The sequence below is a fragment of the Gluconobacter sp. P5H9_a genome (genome assembly GCF_018812085.1).
Lineage (GTDB): Bacteria > Pseudomonadota > Alphaproteobacteria > Acetobacterales > Acetobacteraceae > Gluconobacter.
In genome coordinates, this window is the sequence record NZ_JACRVW010000014.1 from 30,937 (window position 1) to 47,181 (window position 16,245).

Sequence of the window (16,245 nt, forward strand, 5' to 3'; positions counted from 1 at the left end):
CAATCAGACATGATGGGATGTCTTCATTCTCCGATGAGAGAACCGGTTATGCGTCGTTCCTATGTCACCCTGGATGTTTTCACGGACCAGCTTTTTGGGGGGAATCCTCTGGCGGTCGTGCTGAATGCGGCGGGACTATCGACCGACCAGATGCAGAAAATCGCCATTGAGTTCGGGTATTCTGAAACCACTTTTGTGCTGCCTGCAGTAGAGGCAGAGCATACAGCGCATGTCCGTATCTTTACGCCAGGCGGAGAGCTGCCATTCGCCGGGCATCCTAATATCGGAACGGCTTTTGCCCTGGCGCGGCAGGCAGAAGCGCAGGGCCGGGATCTGCCGGAAACGCTGGTGTTCGAAGAAAAGGCCGGGCTGGTCCCTGTGCGGCTGGAGCGTGAGAACGGCCGTGTCATTCGGGCGGAACTCATGGCGCCGGAAGCAATAACACGTCGGAGCCGGATGATCCCTGAAAACGCGGCAGCCTGTCTTGGGCTTCAACCGCAAGATATTCGCACCGATCATCATGCTCCCCAGATCGTATCGGTCGGCCTGCCGTTTCTGATTGTCGAACTGGCGTCCCGCGAGGCTTTGCGCCGAGCCTATGGTGAGATTTCTGCTCATCGCACATTCCTTGCGTCCCGTGGAGTGGACTCCGTTTACGCCTATACGCGGAACGCTGGCGAAAATGCCTTTGAAAAAGATAGCGACATTCAGGGACGGATGTTCTCTCCCCTTGATGGTATTCCGGAAGATCCTGCAACAGGAAGCGCAACTGTCGCCGCCGTGGCATTCCTATCGACCTTGCAAAACGGTGCCGATCTGTCCCTGACCTTTACGCAAGGTGTAGACATGGGACGGCCGAGCCTGCTCGAAGCCAGAACCCAGGCGGGGAAGGCCTATGTCGCGGGTTCCTGTGTCCCTGTCATGGACGGACTCTTCACTTTGGAAAGCGAAGTCTGAGAACGGTCTGTTGCAGAGTTTATAACGGTCTGAAAATGTCTTGTCAGGGGCGTGGGCAGTCGGCATCGTGCCACCATGCGATGCACCATTCCTTCCGTTCTCGTAGCGGCTGCCCTGTCTCTGACGGCCCTGTCTCCTCTGGCAAGGGCCGAAGCTCCGTCTGCTGTTGAGCAGACTTACAACTCCCTTCGGAATGATCCGGTTCGGCTTGGGCTGTTCCTGAGAGCCTTCCCAAAGGGCGCAGATCTGCACAATCATCTCGTAGGGGCAATCTACGCAGAAAACATGCTGGACTGGGCCGCCCGGGACGGGTTGTGCGTTTCTCTCAAAAGCCTTGAGATCCTGAGCCATGCCTGCCCGCATCCTAAAGATGGGGAGATGCCAGCCGCTGCTTTGGCGGGAAACCCGGATGCAGAAAACCGCCTGATTGACGCCATGTCCATGCGGGACTTCACGCCGTCTCCTTCTGACCGTTCAGGTCATGACCACTTCTTTGCGGCTTTTCAGCATTTTGGAGCGATCGACGCAGCTCATCAGGGGGACATGCTGGCAGAAGTCATGGATCGCGCCGCTCACGATCATATCACCTATATCGAGCCCATGATCTCCCCGGCGCTTCCAGCGATGATCCATGCAGGTTTCAAGCATCCGATGAATGGTGAGGATTTTGCCGCCGCTCATAAAACGCTGGAGGCTGAAATCCCGGCGCTTGTCACGCAGGCCCGTCAGGAGACGGATGCCATGGACAAGCAGGCACAGAAGGTTCTGAAATGCGGCACGGCGGACGCTCATCCAGGCTGCGGTGTCAGTGTTCATTACCTGTTTCAGGTTCTTCGCACACTGCCGCCCCAAGCTGTCTATGCGCAGCTTGATGCCGGATATGCTGTCGTAAAGGCCGATCCCCGATTTGTCGGCCTTAATATTGTTGCACCAGAAGATGATGCCATCGCCATGCGGGATTACACCCTGCATATGCATATGTTCAGATTTCTTTCGCAGGTTTATCCGGGTGTGAACCTCAGCCTTCATGCTGGTGAACTGACTGGCAAGCTCGTTCCGCCTGAAGGCCTGAAGCATCACATTCGGGAAGCCATCGAAATCGCTGGTGCCAAGCGCATCGGCCATGGCGTCGATATCGCATCGGAAGATGATGTTACCGGGCTGCTGGCCGAGATGGCTAAGAAGCACGTCATGGTGGAAATTAACCTGACGAGTAATGACGAGATCCTGAACGTGAAGGGTGCTGAGCACCCGCTGCCGCTCTACCGCCGGGCCGGGGTTCCCGTTGCGCTTTCAACGGATGACGAAGGCGTCTCCCGTGGTGATCTGACGCAGGAATATGTCCGGGCCGCTCAAACCTACAATCTGAGCTATGCGGACCTGAAACAGATGTCCCGGACGGGTCTGGAATATGCGTTTATTCCGGGACAGAGCCTTTGGGACAACCATCAGGTTGGCAAGCCTGTTGCAGCCTGCCAGACCGCGTCTTCCTCTCAGCCTGCGAGCGGCCCTTGTGCTGATCTGTTGAAAACCAGCGAGAAAGCCAGCCTTCAGTGGCAGCTTGAATCGCGGTTTGCCGCTTTTGAAACCTCTGCTCCACACGAAAGCCTTTATCAATGACCCGCCTGAAAACCCTTCTTGGGGCGACTGCCCTGTCCGTCCTCGCAGTTTCAGGCAGCGTCTCCAGCGCATCTGCCAAAACGCGGCCTATTCCTGTGCGAGTGGTTGTGGTGACGACCTTCGAACTTGGCAAGGACACGGGAGACACGCCGGGCGAGTACCAGAACTGGGTTGAGAAGCTCCCGCTCTCGCAGGAAATTCCTGCGCCCGGTACGGACCATGATGTCATGCACTACAATCCGGAACTGCATGTTCTGGGTATCGCGTCCGGGGAAGGGCCGGAGCACATGGCGTCCGCCATCACGGCGCTCGTCCTTGATCCACGCTTTGATCTGAAGCACGCCTATTTCGTTCTGGCCGGGATCGGTGGTGTCGATCCGAAGTTCGGAACGGTCGGGTCTGCCATTTGGGCACCACGTGTGATCAATGGTGGTCTGTCACATCTGATTGATCCGCGAGAGATCCCGAAGTCCTGGCCTGATGGCTTTACGCCTGTTCAGGGTAGTGTTCCGGATGAAAAGCCACGGCCGCCGCTTCATTCTGTTAGCGGAGACATGGTTTACACGTTCAATCCAGAGCTCGTGCAGTGGGCTTATGGCCTGACGAAAAACATGAGCCTGCCAGATACGCCGGGCCTTCAGGCGTCCCGTGCCCGCTATAAGGGGTATCCGGAAGCCCTGAAAGCACCGTCTGTGATGGTGGGGGATACCATTTCCGGCGAGACGTTCTGGGCTGGTGAGAAGATGAATGCCTGGGCTGAGCGCTGGGTTCGTTACTGGACGGATAATCAGGGTACGCTCGCCACGACGGCAGAAGAAGACGTTGCGTTCTGTCAGGCACTTGCCGCACAGGCCAAGGCAGGGCGTGTTGATCCACAGCGTGCGTTGATCCTGCGCACGACCAGTAATTTCGACATGCAGTATCCCGGTCAGACGGCCGCTGAACTATTGGCGGAAGAAGCTCACGAGGGCAGTTATTCCGCGTTCATTCCGTCGGTCGAGGCTGCTTATACGGTGGGAAGTGTCGTCGTACGTGAACTGGCGACCCACTGGGATAAGTATGAGAAGACAATGCCACACGCCTTGTAAGAACCTACTGCCTTTTATCTGAGGGCAAGAGGTGTACGCCCTGAACTCCGGGGAGTGCCGCTAAGGCCGTAATACCGTGGGAAATTGCACGTTTCCCACGGATCCGGACAGTCATCGTCGTGATGTTTCCGGGATTGGCATCCGCATTGCTGAAGGTAAGGCTATCGAGGGAAAAACCCAGTTCTATCATGCATGTCAGAACTGGTTGCACCATGTCCTCTCGATACTGTATCGCAAGCTCCGAGGTGCGTTCCCGTGTGTTGGGAAGGCGTTTCAGGAGGCGCGGATACAGCACCATGACGATAAAATGTGCCCCGGTCGTTGCCAGCGCCAGTAGAATGAGGCCACCACCACAAGCCATGCCCAACGCAGCTGTAAACCAGATGGAGGCTGCTGTTGTCAGGCCCCGGACGATATCCCGGCGCATGAAAATCACGCCACCGCCCACAAAGCCGATTCCGGAAACGACCTGAGCGGCCACGCGTGACGGGTCCAGAACGACTCTGCCGGGCGCCAGGATATCCATAAAACCGTATTTTGAGATCAGCATGAACAGGGCAGCCGAGACCCCGACAAGCGTGTGAGTTCTCAGTCCTGCGCTCTTTTGCCGAAGTTCCCGCTCCAGCCCGACAAGCGAGGACAGGATGAATGCCAGCACCAGTTCTTCGAGCTGAAGCCGACCTTCACCGATAAAGCCTCTTGCGGTCAGGTCGAAAAAACCTGTCATGACCCAGCCTTCTCCCCGTCATAATAGCGGTACTAACGCTGCGTTGACGTCGAGTGTTCGAGGGTCATGACGTAAAAACCAATGTGATGAATTAATTCTGGCCGGGAATATGCGTCCGGTACGTTGCCCAATGTGCGATCAGTTCATGGACAACTGGCTCACCGGCACGCTCGTTGTTGTCGAACGCGAGTTTCTGGCCGGGTGCTTCGTCGCCGATGCTCTCGGTAATCGGTACGCCCGGAGGCGGCATGTCAAAATTGCTTCCTGAGCGCAGAACCATGACGCGGTTCAGATCGACATATCCCAGACGAGCCAGTGTTCGCATATCGAGCTGATACGTCTGGCTTTCCTCATTGGTCATGACGAACTGGCCCTGATCCTTCGTCCACAGCTTGACCCATTTTTCCGCCCACTCGTTGCGGGACGGGCCGTGCCAGTAACGAAGCGCCCCAAGCGTCTCACCCATGATGAGCATCGGCGGCTTCTGGGCGTTGGGGAAGCCTTTCCAGGCCTTCCGGCGCTCGGCAATGGCGGGATCGTCTGCCATCGGAGTGTTCTTGCTCAGGTTGAAGGCCCAGTTCGCCAGACCCTGATTGAGCGGATACGCCTTGCTGAGTTCCGCCACATCCGTGACAGAGCCATAATGGTTTGCGTTGGCTGGCAGCGTATCCGGCTTGTCGGCCCCGATGGCGTACAGACCATACGGCCAGCCTTTTGGAACGGTGCGGTCATCGATTTCCCGCAATGCGTCTCCATCTACAACCCAGCGTGCCCAGGCCACACTACCCGCGGATGCGACGTTCGGGTTCACGCCAGAAATGCCGGTGAAAATCCAGTAGGTGTGCGTCAGATCGTAATGCGGATCGAGGGCAAGAGCGTGCAGGTCAATGCTGCCGCTTTTCAGGGCGATGCCATAAACGCCATCCGCATTGCGGCGGAGCTTTTCCTGTACGCCACGAATGGGGCGCTCTTCGTCAAGATGGAGACGCTCCACCCAGTCCTGATATTCGCCTGGCTCATCGCCCTTGTCTGCGCCGACTTCCCAGTTGGCAACAACAAGAACCTTGATTTCTTCCTTATGGGGCGCAGCCAGAGCGCTGCCCGCACAGAGAAGCCCGGCAAAAGCCAGGCCTGCATTAAAGCGTTTCAAATCCGTATTCCCCAAAAGCCGAAGGTCGTTGGGGAAACACATTATTGGAACAGGATCAGAATGAAAACTTACAAAGCGAGAGAGGGCATGGGCCATTCGTCTTCGGTCCAGTCTCCCTTGGACCAGTCCTCGCGTAGTTTGATCGCCAGCTCGTTCAAAGTACCGTCCACGATAGCGGCACGGATCTGCCGCATCAGGCGCTGGTAGTAGGCCAGATTGTGCCATGTCAGCAGCATCGGGCCGAGCATCTCGCCAGCACGGAACAGGTGATGTAGATAAGCGCGGGTGTAACGACCGGCCATCGGGCTGTCGTCATGCGGTGTCAGCGGGCGCGTGTCTTCAGCAAAGCGTGCGTTGCGCAGGTTGATGTAGCCGCGCTCCGTATAAGCTCGCGCCGTACGGCCAGCACGCGAGGGCATCACGCAGTCGAACATGTCCACACCACGCATGACCGACCCCAGCAGATCGTCCGGCGTACCAACGCCCATCAGGTAGCGCGCCTTGTCCTGCGGAAGCATTGGCGTTGTGAAATCGAGGGTCGAGAACATAAGTTCCTGACCTTCACCCACCGCCAGACCGCCGATCGCATAGCCTTCGAAGCCGATCTCCGTCAGCGCCTTGATGGAATATTCGCGCAGGCCTCGCTCGGTGCCACCTTGTACGATGCCGAACTGGCCATAGCCCTCACGTGCCACGAACGCCTCACGGGAGCGGGCTGCCCAGCGCATGGAGAGTTCCATGGATTTGCGGAGCGCTTCCGGCGTGGAGGGGAGGGCCGGGCACTCATCGAACGCCATGCTGATCGTGGCGTCCAGCTTGTACTGGATCTCAGTTGAGATCTCAGGAGACAGGCGATGCTTGCTGCCATCAATATGGGACTGGAACGTCACGCCGTCCTGATCAAGCTTGCGGAGCGCACCAAGAGACATGACCTGAAACCCGCCGGAATCCGTCAGGATCGGGCCGGACCAGTCCATCATTTTGTGCAAACCGCCCAGCTTTTGCACGCGGTCCGCCGTGGGGCGCAGCATCAGATGGTAGGTGTTGCCCAGAACAATGCCTGCGCCCGTGGAGCGAACGGCATCCATGGTCATGCCCTTCACGGTGCCAACTGTGCCAACCGGCATGAAGGTCGGGGTCGGGACGGTGCCGTGACGGGTGTGTAGATGGCCGGCACGGGCCTGTCCGCAGGTTGCTTCCGGAACCCACGTCATCTTTGTGGCCTGTTCGGTCATGGTGCTCGCTCCAGAAGGCAGGCATCGCCGTAGGAATAGAACCTCAGTTCGTTGGCGATGGCGTAGGCATAGGCCTCACGCATGGTGTCGGTGCCGCTGAACGCGCAGACCAGCATGAAGAGCGTCGAACGCGGCAGATGGAAATTGGTCATGAGCAGGTCCACCGCCTTGAAGCGATAACCAGGCTTGATGAAAATGGACGTCTCGCCCCGCCAGGGCTGAACCGTACCGTCTTCCTGCGCCGCACTTTCCAGCAGGCGGAGAGACGTGGTTCCGACAGCAATAACGCGGCCACCACGGGCGCGTGTTTCATTGATGGCCTGCGCTGTCTCCGCGTCGATCTCGCCCCATTCCGCATGCATGCGATGCTCGGCGATGGAGGATCGGACGGGCAGGAACGTGCCAGCACCGACATGCAGCGTCAGCGTCCGGCGCTGGATGCCTTTTGCGTCGAGCGCGGCCAGCAAATCCGGCGTGAAATGCAGACCAGCAGTGGGAGCCGCCACAGCCCCGCGATGCTCGGAAAAGATCGTCCGGTAATCGCTGTCATCCTGCACGGTCGGCCCGAAAGGACGGTCGATATAGGGCGGCAGGGCCAATGCTCCGACGCGCTCAAGGAATGCATCGAACGCATCCCCTTCGACGGAAAAGCGGATGCTCACGGCACCATCGCCTTCATTTTCCACGACGGATGCCGTGACCGGATCATTGCCAAAGTTCAGCGTATCGTTCGGCTTCAGCTTGCGGGAGTTGCGGGCGAGCGCATGCCAGCTTCCGTCCGCCAGAATCCGGTCCAGCGTGATGCCGATTTTCGCCTCACCGCGCGTGGCGGAAAGCTGGGCACGGATCACGGCTGTATTGTTGGCAATCAGCAGATCGCCTTCCCGTAGCAGGCCGGGCAGATCGCGTATGATCCGAAGATCAGGCGCATGACCGGAACGCACATGCAGCAGCTTTGCGCTGTCACGCGGTCTGGCGGGTTCGGTCGCAATATGGTCGCGGGGCAGTTCGAAATCGAACGTGGCGAGTTCATCCGTCATGGGATGCTCTCTAGCAGGTTCAGCCAACATGAAAACGCCGGACCAGCCAGCCCGGCGCATCTTTTCGGTCAAAAGGCAATTTTTTTGGCTTCGACCCGTCGAGGAGGATGCGTTTCAGACGTCCTGTTCGCCCTCATGAACGATAACAGGCTCGTTCATGACCGGAAAATTGACCGATCGTGCGATAAAGCACATGTCGTGCGCCTTATGATGCAAGTCCAGTGCTTTCTCGGCGTCTGACGTGGCGGACAGGGTGACGCGGGGATGAAGCGTTACGGACGTGAACTGCCCGGCGCCGGTGCGTTCTTCTTCCATTTCGCCGGTGGCATGGTCTTCGTATGCCGTAACGACGATGCCTGCCTGCGCACAGAGCCCCAGAAACCAGAGTTTGTGACAGGCTGACAGGGATGCCAGAAGCAGATCTTCAGGATTCCATCGGGCAGGGTCTCCGCGAAAAGAAGGGTCGGATGACCCTTCAATCCTGGGCTTGCCCGGTGCGGTAATATCGTAATTGCGCGTGTAGCTGCGGGCAGAGGATGTGCCGGTTCCCGTATTGCCGGTCCAGACAACCTTCACGGAATAAGTGTGCTGTCTTCCTGCCCTGATGGCAGGAAGACAGTATGTTCATGGGGCTTTGGGTAATGCAAAGGCCACGACTTCATCGCTGTTGCGCGTTTTTAGCCCGCCATGGCCACCTACAGCCAGCACGACATATTGCCGGCCGTCTTCGCCCATATAGGTCAGCGGCGTGGCATTGCCGCCGGCGTCCAGTTCTGTCTTGAAAAGCGTATGGCCGTCATGCCCATCAAGAACATGAAAGCTTTGATCCGCCAATGCGCCCATGAACACCAGACCATTCGGTGTGGTCACGCTGCCGCCCATGGAAAAGACACTGGTGGGGAGGCCAACGGGCATCCGCAGCATGTTCGTCGGGCCAACATTCTTCGTTGTGCCCAAAGCTCGCTCCCAGATGACCCGACGGTGAACAAGATCAATGGCCTGCATTTTGCCCCATGGCGGTGCGAGGCAGGGGGCACCAAACGGACCAAGCCATGGCTTTACGATGGCCGCGAAGGGCAGGCCATGCTGTGGGTTGTTTGTGAAAACAGGCTCTGGATAAGGCTGTGCCCAGTCATGCCAGGATTTATAGAGCCCTTTGGCTAGAGCTTTTTCCTGCGGTACCAGCGTCATCAGGAACGGAATGAACGTGGTGTTGATATACATGACACCATGCGTCGGATCGATGGTGCCACCATACCAGTCTGCCACACCATCAAATGCTGGAAAGCCTACGGTGCCCTGCTGGCTCGGTGGTGTGAAGAGGCCCTTGTATCGCATGGAGCGGAAGGCAATGCGGCAGAACATCTGATCATATGGGGTCGCGCCCCACATATCGTCTTCCGTCAGATTAGGTCGGCGCAGATTTGGCAGCTCTGAGGAGAGAGGCTGCGTTGGTGAATAATGTTCGCCCGGGGTATTTCCTGCAGGCACTGGTATTTCCTGAACACGGTAGAATGGGGCGCCCGTCCGACGATCCAGCACGAAGAGTTCGCCCTGCTTGGTTGTTTGCACCAGTGCGGGGGTAAGAGTGCCATGGGCATCCGGCAGATCCACCAGAGATGGGCCAACCGGGAGGTCAAAATCCCACAGATCATGATGAACGGTCTGGAAATGCCAGCGCTCTTCGCCCGTCGTGATGTCCAGCGCTACGAGAGAGCTGTCATACTTCTCGTCAAAGTTCCGGCGCTTGCCACCGAAATAGTCAGGCGTGGCAATCCCGAGCGGGACGTAAACCATGTTCAGCCCGGCATCGGCCGTATAGACGCCCCAGCCATTGGCAGTGCCACGGGTAAAGACTTCGCCGGGATCGAGAGGTTTGTTGGCTGGTGTGCGACCCATGTCCCAGGCCCAGGCCAGTTGGCCCGTAATAGCATCAAAGCCACGAATAACGCCGGAAGGCTCTCCAACCGTCTGATCATCATAGACCCAGCCACTTGTCATGATGCGGTTATGCAGCACCATGGGTGGGGATGTGATGAAGTGAAAGCCGGGCGGAATGGCACCCATCCCACCCCGGAGATCCACAACGCCACGATTGCCAAAGCTTTCACAGAGTTTTCCCGTGTCTGCATCGACTTCAAACAAGGTTGGAGGGGAGCTGGAATTTGTTGAGACGATGCGATGGGCACAGTCCGTTCCGGGCGCATTGACGTAGGATACGCCACGGCAGGCCTGATAGATGTTCTTGCCGAATTCCCCACCCGGCGAATATCGCCAGATTTCCTTTCCCGATGTTGCATCCAGCGCCACGACATCTCGGTGCGGCGTGCAGAAAAACAGCCGGTTGCCGATTTTGATTGGGGTTGCTTCAAAGCTGAATTCCCGCCCGCGGGAGTTCTCGCCAGCGCGTGGCAGATCCTTGCTGTGATAGACCCACGCCACTTTCAGGTCGTGTGCGTTGGAAGCGTTGATCTGGGTTGGCATGGCAAAGCGGTCTCCTGCCGGAGTGCCACCGTAGAACTGCCAGTCATTGGCAGCCTGCTGGTCTGCGCCCGGAAGGGTCGCACCGGTCTCCCCGGGGAACGGATTGAACTGCTGGTCGCGTGATGCGGTAATGTGCCATCCGCAGGCAAACACGAAGACAAACAGTGCCGCGCAGAATGCCATGCCGCCTGCAATAACGGGTTTGCCGAAGGAGCGACGCTCCGTGCCCTGGAGTAGTCGCCCTGTAATCCAGGGGCTGAACACCCACAGGCCCATTCCTGCGGGCAGGGCGAGAGGCGGGAGAAGGCGCCAGCCATCAAGGCCAACGCGCCCAAGTGCCCAGACAAGCGTATAAAGCAGGAGCCCTGTATAAACTGCGGAAGCGCCGGGGTGCAGCCGGATCATCAGAACGCCGGATGCCACCATGAGAACGCCTGCAATGGCGTAGTAGAAAGAGCCTCCCAGCCCAATTAACCACAGACCGGGTAAAGCCAACCCTAGGCCGAGCAGAACGAGCAAGATGCCCGTCACAAGGGGCAGGAACGAACTGCGTCGCAACGTAGGCGGCATGGAATTTTTCCTTTGGGGTAACCGAAAGGATTAATCCCGCACGGGGGAGCGCAGTTTCCTAAAAAAGAAAATAGGACGTTCTTTTGCGCCCGACTGTTTCAGATCGACTTCAGTGCGCCGCCATCAATACGGATCATGCTGCCGGTTATATAGGCAGCAGCCGTACTGGAGAGAAAAGCCGCAGTTGCGCCGAACTCCTCGACAGTGCCGTAACGTCCAGCGGGGATATTGCGGGCTTTTTCCGCCTGAACGGCCTCCGGTGTTTTGCCCGTCTTGCGGGCTTCGGCCTCTGCCAGGAAATGGGTTCGATCTGTTGTGATATGGCCGGGCAGAAGCATGTTGACCGTCACGCCATAGGGGGCCACTTCCGTCGCAAGCGTCTTGGACCAGCCCGCAAGTGCCGAGCGTAATGTGACGGAGACGCCGAGCCTGATATTCGGCTCAACCACAACAGCCGACGCGATGGTAAGGATGCGCCCCCACTGGCGCTCCTTCATACCGGGCAGTACCGCATCCGTAATTCTGAACAGGCTCAGAACCATGGTCTCAAACTGCTGTTTCCATGTGTCTATGGAAATGCCTTCAACACCTGACGGGGAGGGGCCGCCGGTATTGTTTACAAGAATGGAAATATCCGGATGCTGCGTGCGGATGGCCTGAACGAATTCCTCAACGGAGGCGCTGTTCGACAGATCAACCGGTAGCGCCACAGTCTGAACGCCGTGCTGACTGGCAATGGCTGTTGCCGCGTCTGTCAGTCTGTCACTGGCGCGCGCAGCCAGAACGATATGGACCCCTTCTGCCGCCAGTGCCTCCGCAACGCCCCGGCCCAGGCCGGAAGAGGCGCCGAGAACAAGAGCTTTGCGGCTTGAAATCTGGAGGTCCATATCAAAGTATCCTTAGGGGCGAGGTAAAATTGAGGAAGATGAGCGGGTAACGATCAGCGCATCCCCGGCTGTTTTTTGACCGTCTGCCAAAGCGTTTCCAGCGTTTCCAGATTTTGCTCGCCCATTGTTTTACCCTCAGAGGCCAGGCTGGCTTCCATGGCTTCGAAACGGCGCGTAAATTTCCGGTTGCTGCGGCGCAATGCGGCTTCCGGGTCAATGCCCAGCTTGCGTGCCAGACTGGCGACAGTGAACAGGACATCCCCGAGTTCGTCTTCGATCCGATCCCGGTCTCCGTCCAGTTCGGCTTTAAGTTCGCCGATTTCTTCCTGCACCTTTTCCAACACGCCCGACGCATCATCCCAGTCGAACCCGACGCGAGCTGCACGGCGGCACAGCTTGGCGGCTCTGACCAGGGCAGGCAGGTGCTGGGCCACACCAGCGAGTGCGCCATATTCTGCTTTGGCGTGGCGCTCGGTTTCTTTCGTGCGTTCCCACAGGTCTTCGTCGTGTTCTACATCGCTGAAGATGTTGGGATGGCGGCGGACCATCTTGTCAGCGATCTTTCCAGCAACGGTTTCGAAGTCAAATTGCCCCTTTTCTTCAGCCATTTGCGCTTGGAATACGACTTGTAGCAGCAGATCCCCAAGTTCATCCGGCAAGGAATCACTGTCATCCCGGGCGATGGCATCCATCACCTCATACGCTTCTTCTATAGCGAAGGGCGCAATGGTTTCGGGTGTCTGTGCCACGTCCCACGGGCAACCGCTCTGCGGGTCGCGCAGGCGCTTCATGATGTCCAGAAGGCGGTCAATCTGACGGACGGGGTGGGTCTGGGTCATAACAGCTCCTGGGTAATGATCTGGCGTCTGGCCTGACCCAAAAGCATACTCTTTCGTTGCACAGACAGAAAGCACAGAGCGCACGAACCGCTCTCACGGGATGACAGCACCAAGGGTAACGCGATAAGAAGGCCAGCCCGGCTGCTTGGACAGGCCGGACATTTTTTGCAGACCGGATTTTAAATACATGGCCAGGATCTTTATCGACGGAGAAGCAGGAACCACGGGGCTGGGCATACGCCAGCGTATCGAGGCCCTGCCCGAAAATTACGGCTTGGAACTGCTATCGATTGATCCGGCTCTGCGCAAAGACGCTGAGGCACGGCGCGCCCTGCTGGCACAGGCAGATATTGCCATTCTCTGTCTGCCAGATGACGCCGCGCGTGAAACTGTTGCTCTGGCAGAGGGTCTGAACGTCCGTATTCTGGATGCCAGTACGGCACACCGGATTGCCGATGGCTGGGTTTATGGTCTGCCGGAACTGGATGAAGATCAGGGCGCCCTGATCCGTGGTGCGACCCATGTTGCGAATCCTGGCTGTTATCCGACGGGTGCAATTGCACTTTTGCGGCCGCTGGTTCGCGCTGGACTTGTCCCGGCAGACCACTCCATCTCCATCAATGCTGTTTCGGGTTACAGTGGGGCAGGGCGCTCCGCGATCAAGGCGCATGAACGGGATGGCGGCCCGGCATTCTTTCTTTACGGGCTGACGCTGGAACACAAACATCTTCCAGAAATCCAGCACTATTCCGGCCTGACGCGCCAGCCTGTGTTCGTGCCGTCCGTCGGGCACTTCCCGCAGGGCATGATTGTGTCCATCCCGCTTCACCTTGCGGATCTGCCCGGCCATCCGACGCCGCGTGATCTGGAGGCAACGCTTGAAAAAGCTTATCGCGGGTGTGACCATGTGCGGGTTCTGCCGTCTGAACCCAAACTCCTGGCAGATGCGCTGGCCAATACGGACAACATGGAGCTCCGTGTGCACGGCAATGCGCAGGGAGAAAAAGTAGTTCTGACCGCGCGTCTCGACAATCTGGGCAAAGGAGCCTCTGGCGCTGCGATCCAGAATCTGTTTTTGATGCTGGGTCTCTGATTTTCCACGGTTTGGGATTTTTTTTTCACGGTCTGGTCCTTTGCTCAGGAATGCACTAGGGTCTGGGCCGTTCGCGCGAGAGTGGCGGAACGGTAGACGCAGTCGGCTCAAAATCGACCGCCGAAAGGCATGGGGGTTCGAATCCCCCCTCTCGCACCACAAACCGGGCGCACCAGTCTGGCTGCACCCGAGGACCGTTTAGCCCGGAACGAGCATGTCCAAGCCGACTGTCAGACCTTCCCGCCCGTTCTTTTCCTCTGGTCCGTGCGCAAAACGCCCTGGCTGGTCCCTCTCGGCTCTGGATCAGGCCCTGCTGGGACGGTCACATCGTGCCCCTGAAGGCCGTGCGCGCCTGAAGGAAGTCATCACCCGCTCAAAAAATATCCTAGGCATTCCCGCAGACTGGCGTCTGGCTGTTGTTCCGGCTTCGGACACCGGTGCGGTTGAGATGATTCTCTGGGCCATCGCCGGTGAGCGCGGCATGGATGTGCTGTCTTTTGAAAGTTTTTCCGGAACATGGGCGCAGGATCTGCGGGACGTTCTGAAAATCGAAGATCTCCGCGTGCTGGACGCTCCTTATGGAGAGCTTCCGGATCTGGCGGCTGTGGACTGGTCCCGCGATGTCGTCCTGACCTGGAACGGTACAACGTCAGGCGTTCGCATTCCGAATGCAGAGGCTATTCCCGTCGAGCATGACGGTTTGATCATCTGTGATGCAACATCCGCTGCTTTCGCCATGGACCTTCCGTGGGATCGTCTGGATGTTGTCACGTGGTCCTGGCAGAAGGCCCTCGGCGGTGAAGCTGCTCACGGCATGGTGGCCATCAGCCCCCGTGCTGCCGCTCGTCTGACAGAGGCTGCCCCACGTCCGCTGCCCAAAATTTTCCGTCTGACGGGAAAGAAAGGTCTGCTGGAGGCTGTGTTCGAAGGGGATACCATCAACACGCCCTCCATGCTGTGCGTCGAAGATGCGCTGGATGGTTTGCGGTGGGCAGAGTCTGCGGGTGGTCTCCCTGCTCTCAAGGCGCGCTCGCAAGCCAGTCTGGCCGTCGTAGCGGAATGGGTGGAAAAGACGGATTGGGTGTCCTTTCTTGCGTCCGATCCTGCAACGCGGTCCTGCACGTCAATTTGCCTCAAAATCGTAGCACCCTGGTTCGAGGCACTGTCGCCTGAAGCTCGGGCCAAGGCCGTCAAGCACCTGACCGGGCTGGTCGCACAGGAAGGTGCAGGCTATGACCTCGCGTCTTATCGAGACGCCCCTGCTGGTTTGCGGATCTGGGGAGGAGCCACCGTTGATGCAGCGGATATTCAGGCTCTCCTTCCGTGGCTGGACTGGGCGTATGAGTGCACGCGCGAGGAGTTTGCTGCATGAGCCTGTATTCCGAGACCCCGAGCGCTGCCCTTCTGCCGTCTGGCTTCTCCGACCTTCTGCCGGGTGAAGCCGAAGCTGAGGCGCGAGGCATTGCCTGCGTCATGGAAGCCTTTTCCCGGCATGGCTATGAGCGTGTACGTCCGCCTATGCTGGAGTTTGAAACCTCCCTTCTGAACGGTTCAGGCGGTGCGCTCTCCACTCAGACGTTCCGTCTGATGGACCCAAGCTCTCATCGTATGATGGCTCTTCGGCCAGACATGACGACGCAGATTGCCCGTATCGCCAGTGTCCGCCTTCAGGATGCACCGCGCCCGCTGCGTCTCTCCTATTCCGGAAGCTGTATCGTCATCGGCACGCCAGGACGTGAAGCTGACCGTCAGGTTTCCCAGGCTGGTATCGAACTGATTGGCCCGGATTCTGCACAGGCTGATGCTGAAGTGGTGGCGCTGGGCGCCAGAGCACTTGAGGAACTGGGCATCAAGGGTGTGTCCTTCGACCTCTCGATGCCAGCTCTGGCTCTGGGCCTGATCGAGACTGCTATTCCTGAAGCGGACCGGGAAGATCTGATTCAGGCGCTGAACCGCAAGGATGCAGCCTCTGTTGCTGAACTTGGCGGCTCAATAGCGGACACTCTGGCGGTCATGCTTCAGGCCGCAGGTCCTGCCAGTCGCGCGCTTGATCTGCTCGCTTCTCTTGATTTTCCGGCGTCCGTCCGTCCGCATTTCGAGCGTCTGGTTGCCTCCGTTGCCGCTATTCGCGAGCGCGCACCGTCCTTGCGTTTGACGGTAGATCCCGTGGATTTCCGGGGATGGCAGTATCATACCGGACTATGCATCACGGTCTTTTCCACCACCTCGCGTGAAGAGCTGGGTCGTGGTGGACGGTATATTGCGGGTCAGGAGCCAGCCTGTGGTTTGACGTTGCGTCCGCAGGCGCTGTTGCGTGCGGCTCCTGTGCCGCCGTCCCGTCCGCGGTGCTATGTGCCCGTTCGGCTGGAGGATGAGGCCATGGCAGCCCTCCATGCTCAAGGTTTTGCGACGGTTTCTGCACTTGAAGTAGATGCAGAGCCTGATGCCGAAGCGCGCCATCTGCGTTGCACCCATGTCTGGCGGAATGGCGCAGCGCACGCGCTCTGACCCCCAGTTTTTTCTAATTTCTGCTCTGCATACCAAGTCGAGGAAGC

The 16,245-nt window shown here is 58.4% G+C and carries 14 protein-coding genes and 1 tRNA gene; 7 read left to right on the forward strand and 8 right to left on the reverse strand.

The features are described from left to right. Nucleotides 1–48 precede the first annotated feature (48 nt). From KP708_RS12180 to KP708_RS12190, 3 genes are all read left to right on the forward strand, one after another. Entirely contained in the window at nucleotides 49–957 is a 909-nt protein-coding gene (locus KP708_RS12180; protein WP_215751004.1) for a PhzF family phenazine biosynthesis protein, read from the forward strand. A 75-nt stretch (nucleotides 958–1,032) separates the two neighbouring features. Further along, nucleotides 1,033–2,577, forward strand: coding sequence for an adenosine deaminase (locus KP708_RS12185; RefSeq protein WP_215751028.1), 1,545 nt, complete (start codon nucleotides 1,033–1,035; stop codon nucleotides 2,575–2,577). Further along, a complete protein-coding gene (locus KP708_RS12190) occupies nucleotides 2,574–3,665 on the forward strand; it encodes a purine nucleoside permease (RefSeq protein WP_215751005.1) in 1,092 nt (363 codons plus the stop codon). The genes KP708_RS12185 and KP708_RS12190 overlap by 4 nt, the downstream gene beginning before the upstream one ends. Nucleotides 3,666–3,669: 4 nt before the next feature. Here the strand turns inward: KP708_RS12190 and KP708_RS12195 are convergent, their stop codons facing one another. The 8 genes from KP708_RS12195 to mazG form a co-directional block, all read right to left on the reverse strand. Next, a complete protein-coding gene (locus KP708_RS12195) occupies nucleotides 3,670–4,392 on the reverse strand; it encodes an MgtC/SapB family protein (RefSeq protein ID WP_215751006.1) in 723 nt (240 codons plus the stop codon). Nucleotides 4,393–4,483: 91 nt separating this feature from the next. Beyond that, on the reverse strand, nucleotides 4,484–5,542 hold the full coding sequence (locus KP708_RS12200) for a purine nucleoside permease (RefSeq protein WP_215751007.1): 1,059 nt from the start codon (nucleotides 5,540–5,542) through the stop codon (nucleotides 4,484–4,486). A 68-nt stretch (nucleotides 5,543–5,610) separates the two neighbouring features. Beyond that, a complete protein-coding gene (tgt, locus tag KP708_RS12205) occupies nucleotides 5,611–6,777 on the reverse strand; it encodes a tRNA guanosine(34) transglycosylase Tgt (protein ID WP_215751008.1) in 1,167 nt (388 codons plus the stop codon). Next, nucleotides 6,774–7,817: a tRNA preQ1(34) S-adenosylmethionine ribosyltransferase-isomerase QueA gene (queA, locus tag KP708_RS12210; RefSeq protein WP_215751009.1), complete on the reverse strand. Its 1,044-nt coding sequence runs from the start codon at nucleotides 7,815–7,817 to the stop codon at nucleotides 6,774–6,776. Before queA ends, tgt begins: the two co-directional genes overlap by 4 nt. Nucleotides 7,818–7,931: 114 nt before the next feature. Next, entirely contained in the window at nucleotides 7,932–8,393 is a 462-nt protein-coding gene (locus KP708_RS12215; protein WP_371822777.1) for an OsmC family protein, read from the reverse strand. 48 nt (nucleotides 8,394–8,441) lie between these two features. Continuing rightward, nucleotides 8,442–10,871, reverse strand: a complete 2,430-nt coding sequence (locus KP708_RS12220; protein WP_215751010.1) for a membrane-bound PQQ-dependent dehydrogenase, glucose/quinate/shikimate family — start codon at nucleotides 10,869–10,871, stop codon at nucleotides 8,442–8,444. A gap of 98 nt (nucleotides 10,872–10,969) precedes the next feature. Beyond that, nucleotides 10,970–11,758, reverse strand: a complete 789-nt coding sequence (locus KP708_RS12225; RefSeq protein ID WP_215751011.1) for an SDR family oxidoreductase — start codon at nucleotides 11,756–11,758, stop codon at nucleotides 10,970–10,972. Between the two features lie 53 nt (nucleotides 11,759–11,811). Then, nucleotides 11,812–12,597 (reverse strand): nucleoside triphosphate pyrophosphohydrolase, encoded by a 786-nt coding sequence (mazG, locus tag KP708_RS12230; RefSeq protein ID WP_046900823.1) that lies wholly within the window; start codon nucleotides 12,595–12,597, stop codon nucleotides 11,812–11,814. Between the two features lie 187 nt (nucleotides 12,598–12,784). Here mazG and argC point away from each other — a divergent pair, with 187 nt between their 5' ends. The 4 genes from argC to KP708_RS12250 all read left to right on the forward strand — a co-directional run bounded on the left by argC (nucleotide 12,785) and on the right by KP708_RS12250 (nucleotide 16,198). Further along, nucleotides 12,785–13,690, forward strand: a complete 906-nt coding sequence (gene argC / locus KP708_RS12235) for an N-acetyl-gamma-glutamyl-phosphate reductase (RefSeq protein WP_215751012.1) — start codon at nucleotides 12,785–12,787, stop codon at nucleotides 13,688–13,690. Between the two features lie 75 nt (nucleotides 13,691–13,765). After that, nucleotides 13,766–13,849 (forward strand) — tRNA-Leu (locus KP708_RS12240). A 55-nt stretch (nucleotides 13,850–13,904) separates the two neighbouring features. Beyond that, nucleotides 13,905–15,062 (forward strand): phosphoserine transaminase, encoded by a 1,158-nt coding sequence (locus KP708_RS12245; protein WP_215751013.1) that lies wholly within the window; start codon nucleotides 13,905–13,907, stop codon nucleotides 15,060–15,062. After that, nucleotides 15,059–16,198: an ATP phosphoribosyltransferase regulatory subunit gene (locus tag KP708_RS12250; RefSeq protein ID WP_099211890.1), complete on the forward strand. Its 1,140-nt coding sequence runs from the start codon at nucleotides 15,059–15,061 to the stop codon at nucleotides 16,196–16,198. Before KP708_RS12245 ends, KP708_RS12250 begins: the two co-directional genes overlap by 4 nt. Nucleotides 16,199–16,245: the final 47 nt, after the last annotated feature.

What these genes read in the sequence shown, in the direction of transcription:
- KP708_RS12180 (WP_215751004.1), top strand. Translation starts at nt 49, where the DNA reads ATGCGTCGTTCCTATGTCACCCTGGATGTTTTCACGGACCAGCTTTTT.
- KP708_RS12185 (WP_215751028.1), top strand. Translation starts at nt 1,033, where the DNA reads ATGCGATGCACCATTCCTTCCGTTCTCGTAGCGGCTGCCCTGTCTCTG.
- KP708_RS12190 (WP_215751005.1), top strand. Translation starts at nt 2,574, where the DNA reads ATGACCCGCCTGAAAACCCTTCTTGGGGCGACTGCCCTGTCCGTCCTC.
- KP708_RS12195 (WP_215751006.1), bottom strand. Translation starts at nt 4,392, where the DNA reads ATGACAGGTTTTTTCGACCTGACCGCAAGAGGCTTTATCGGTGAAGGT.
- tgt (WP_215751008.1), bottom strand. Translation starts at nt 6,777, where the DNA reads ATGACCGAACAGGCCACAAAGATGACGTGGGTTCCGGAAGCAACCTGC.
- queA (WP_215751009.1), bottom strand. Translation starts at nt 7,817, where the DNA reads ATGACGGATGAACTCGCCACGTTCGATTTCGAACTGCCCCGCGACCAT.
- KP708_RS12220 (WP_215751010.1), bottom strand. Translation starts at nt 10,871, where the DNA reads ATGCCGCCTACGTTGCGACGCAGTTCGTTCCTGCCCCTTGTGACGGGC.
- KP708_RS12225 (WP_215751011.1), bottom strand. Translation starts at nt 11,758, where the DNA reads ATGGACCTCCAGATTTCAAGCCGCAAAGCTCTTGTTCTCGGCGCCTCT.
- mazG (WP_046900823.1), bottom strand. Translation starts at nt 12,597, where the DNA reads ATGACCCAGACCCACCCCGTCCGTCAGATTGACCGCCTTCTGGACATC.
- argC (WP_215751012.1), top strand. Translation starts at nt 12,785, where the DNA reads ATGGCCAGGATCTTTATCGACGGAGAAGCAGGAACCACGGGGCTGGGC.
- KP708_RS12245 (WP_215751013.1), top strand. Translation starts at nt 13,905, where the DNA reads ATGTCCAAGCCGACTGTCAGACCTTCCCGCCCGTTCTTTTCCTCTGGT.
- KP708_RS12250 (WP_099211890.1), top strand. Translation starts at nt 15,059, where the DNA reads ATGAGCCTGTATTCCGAGACCCCGAGCGCTGCCCTTCTGCCGTCTGGC.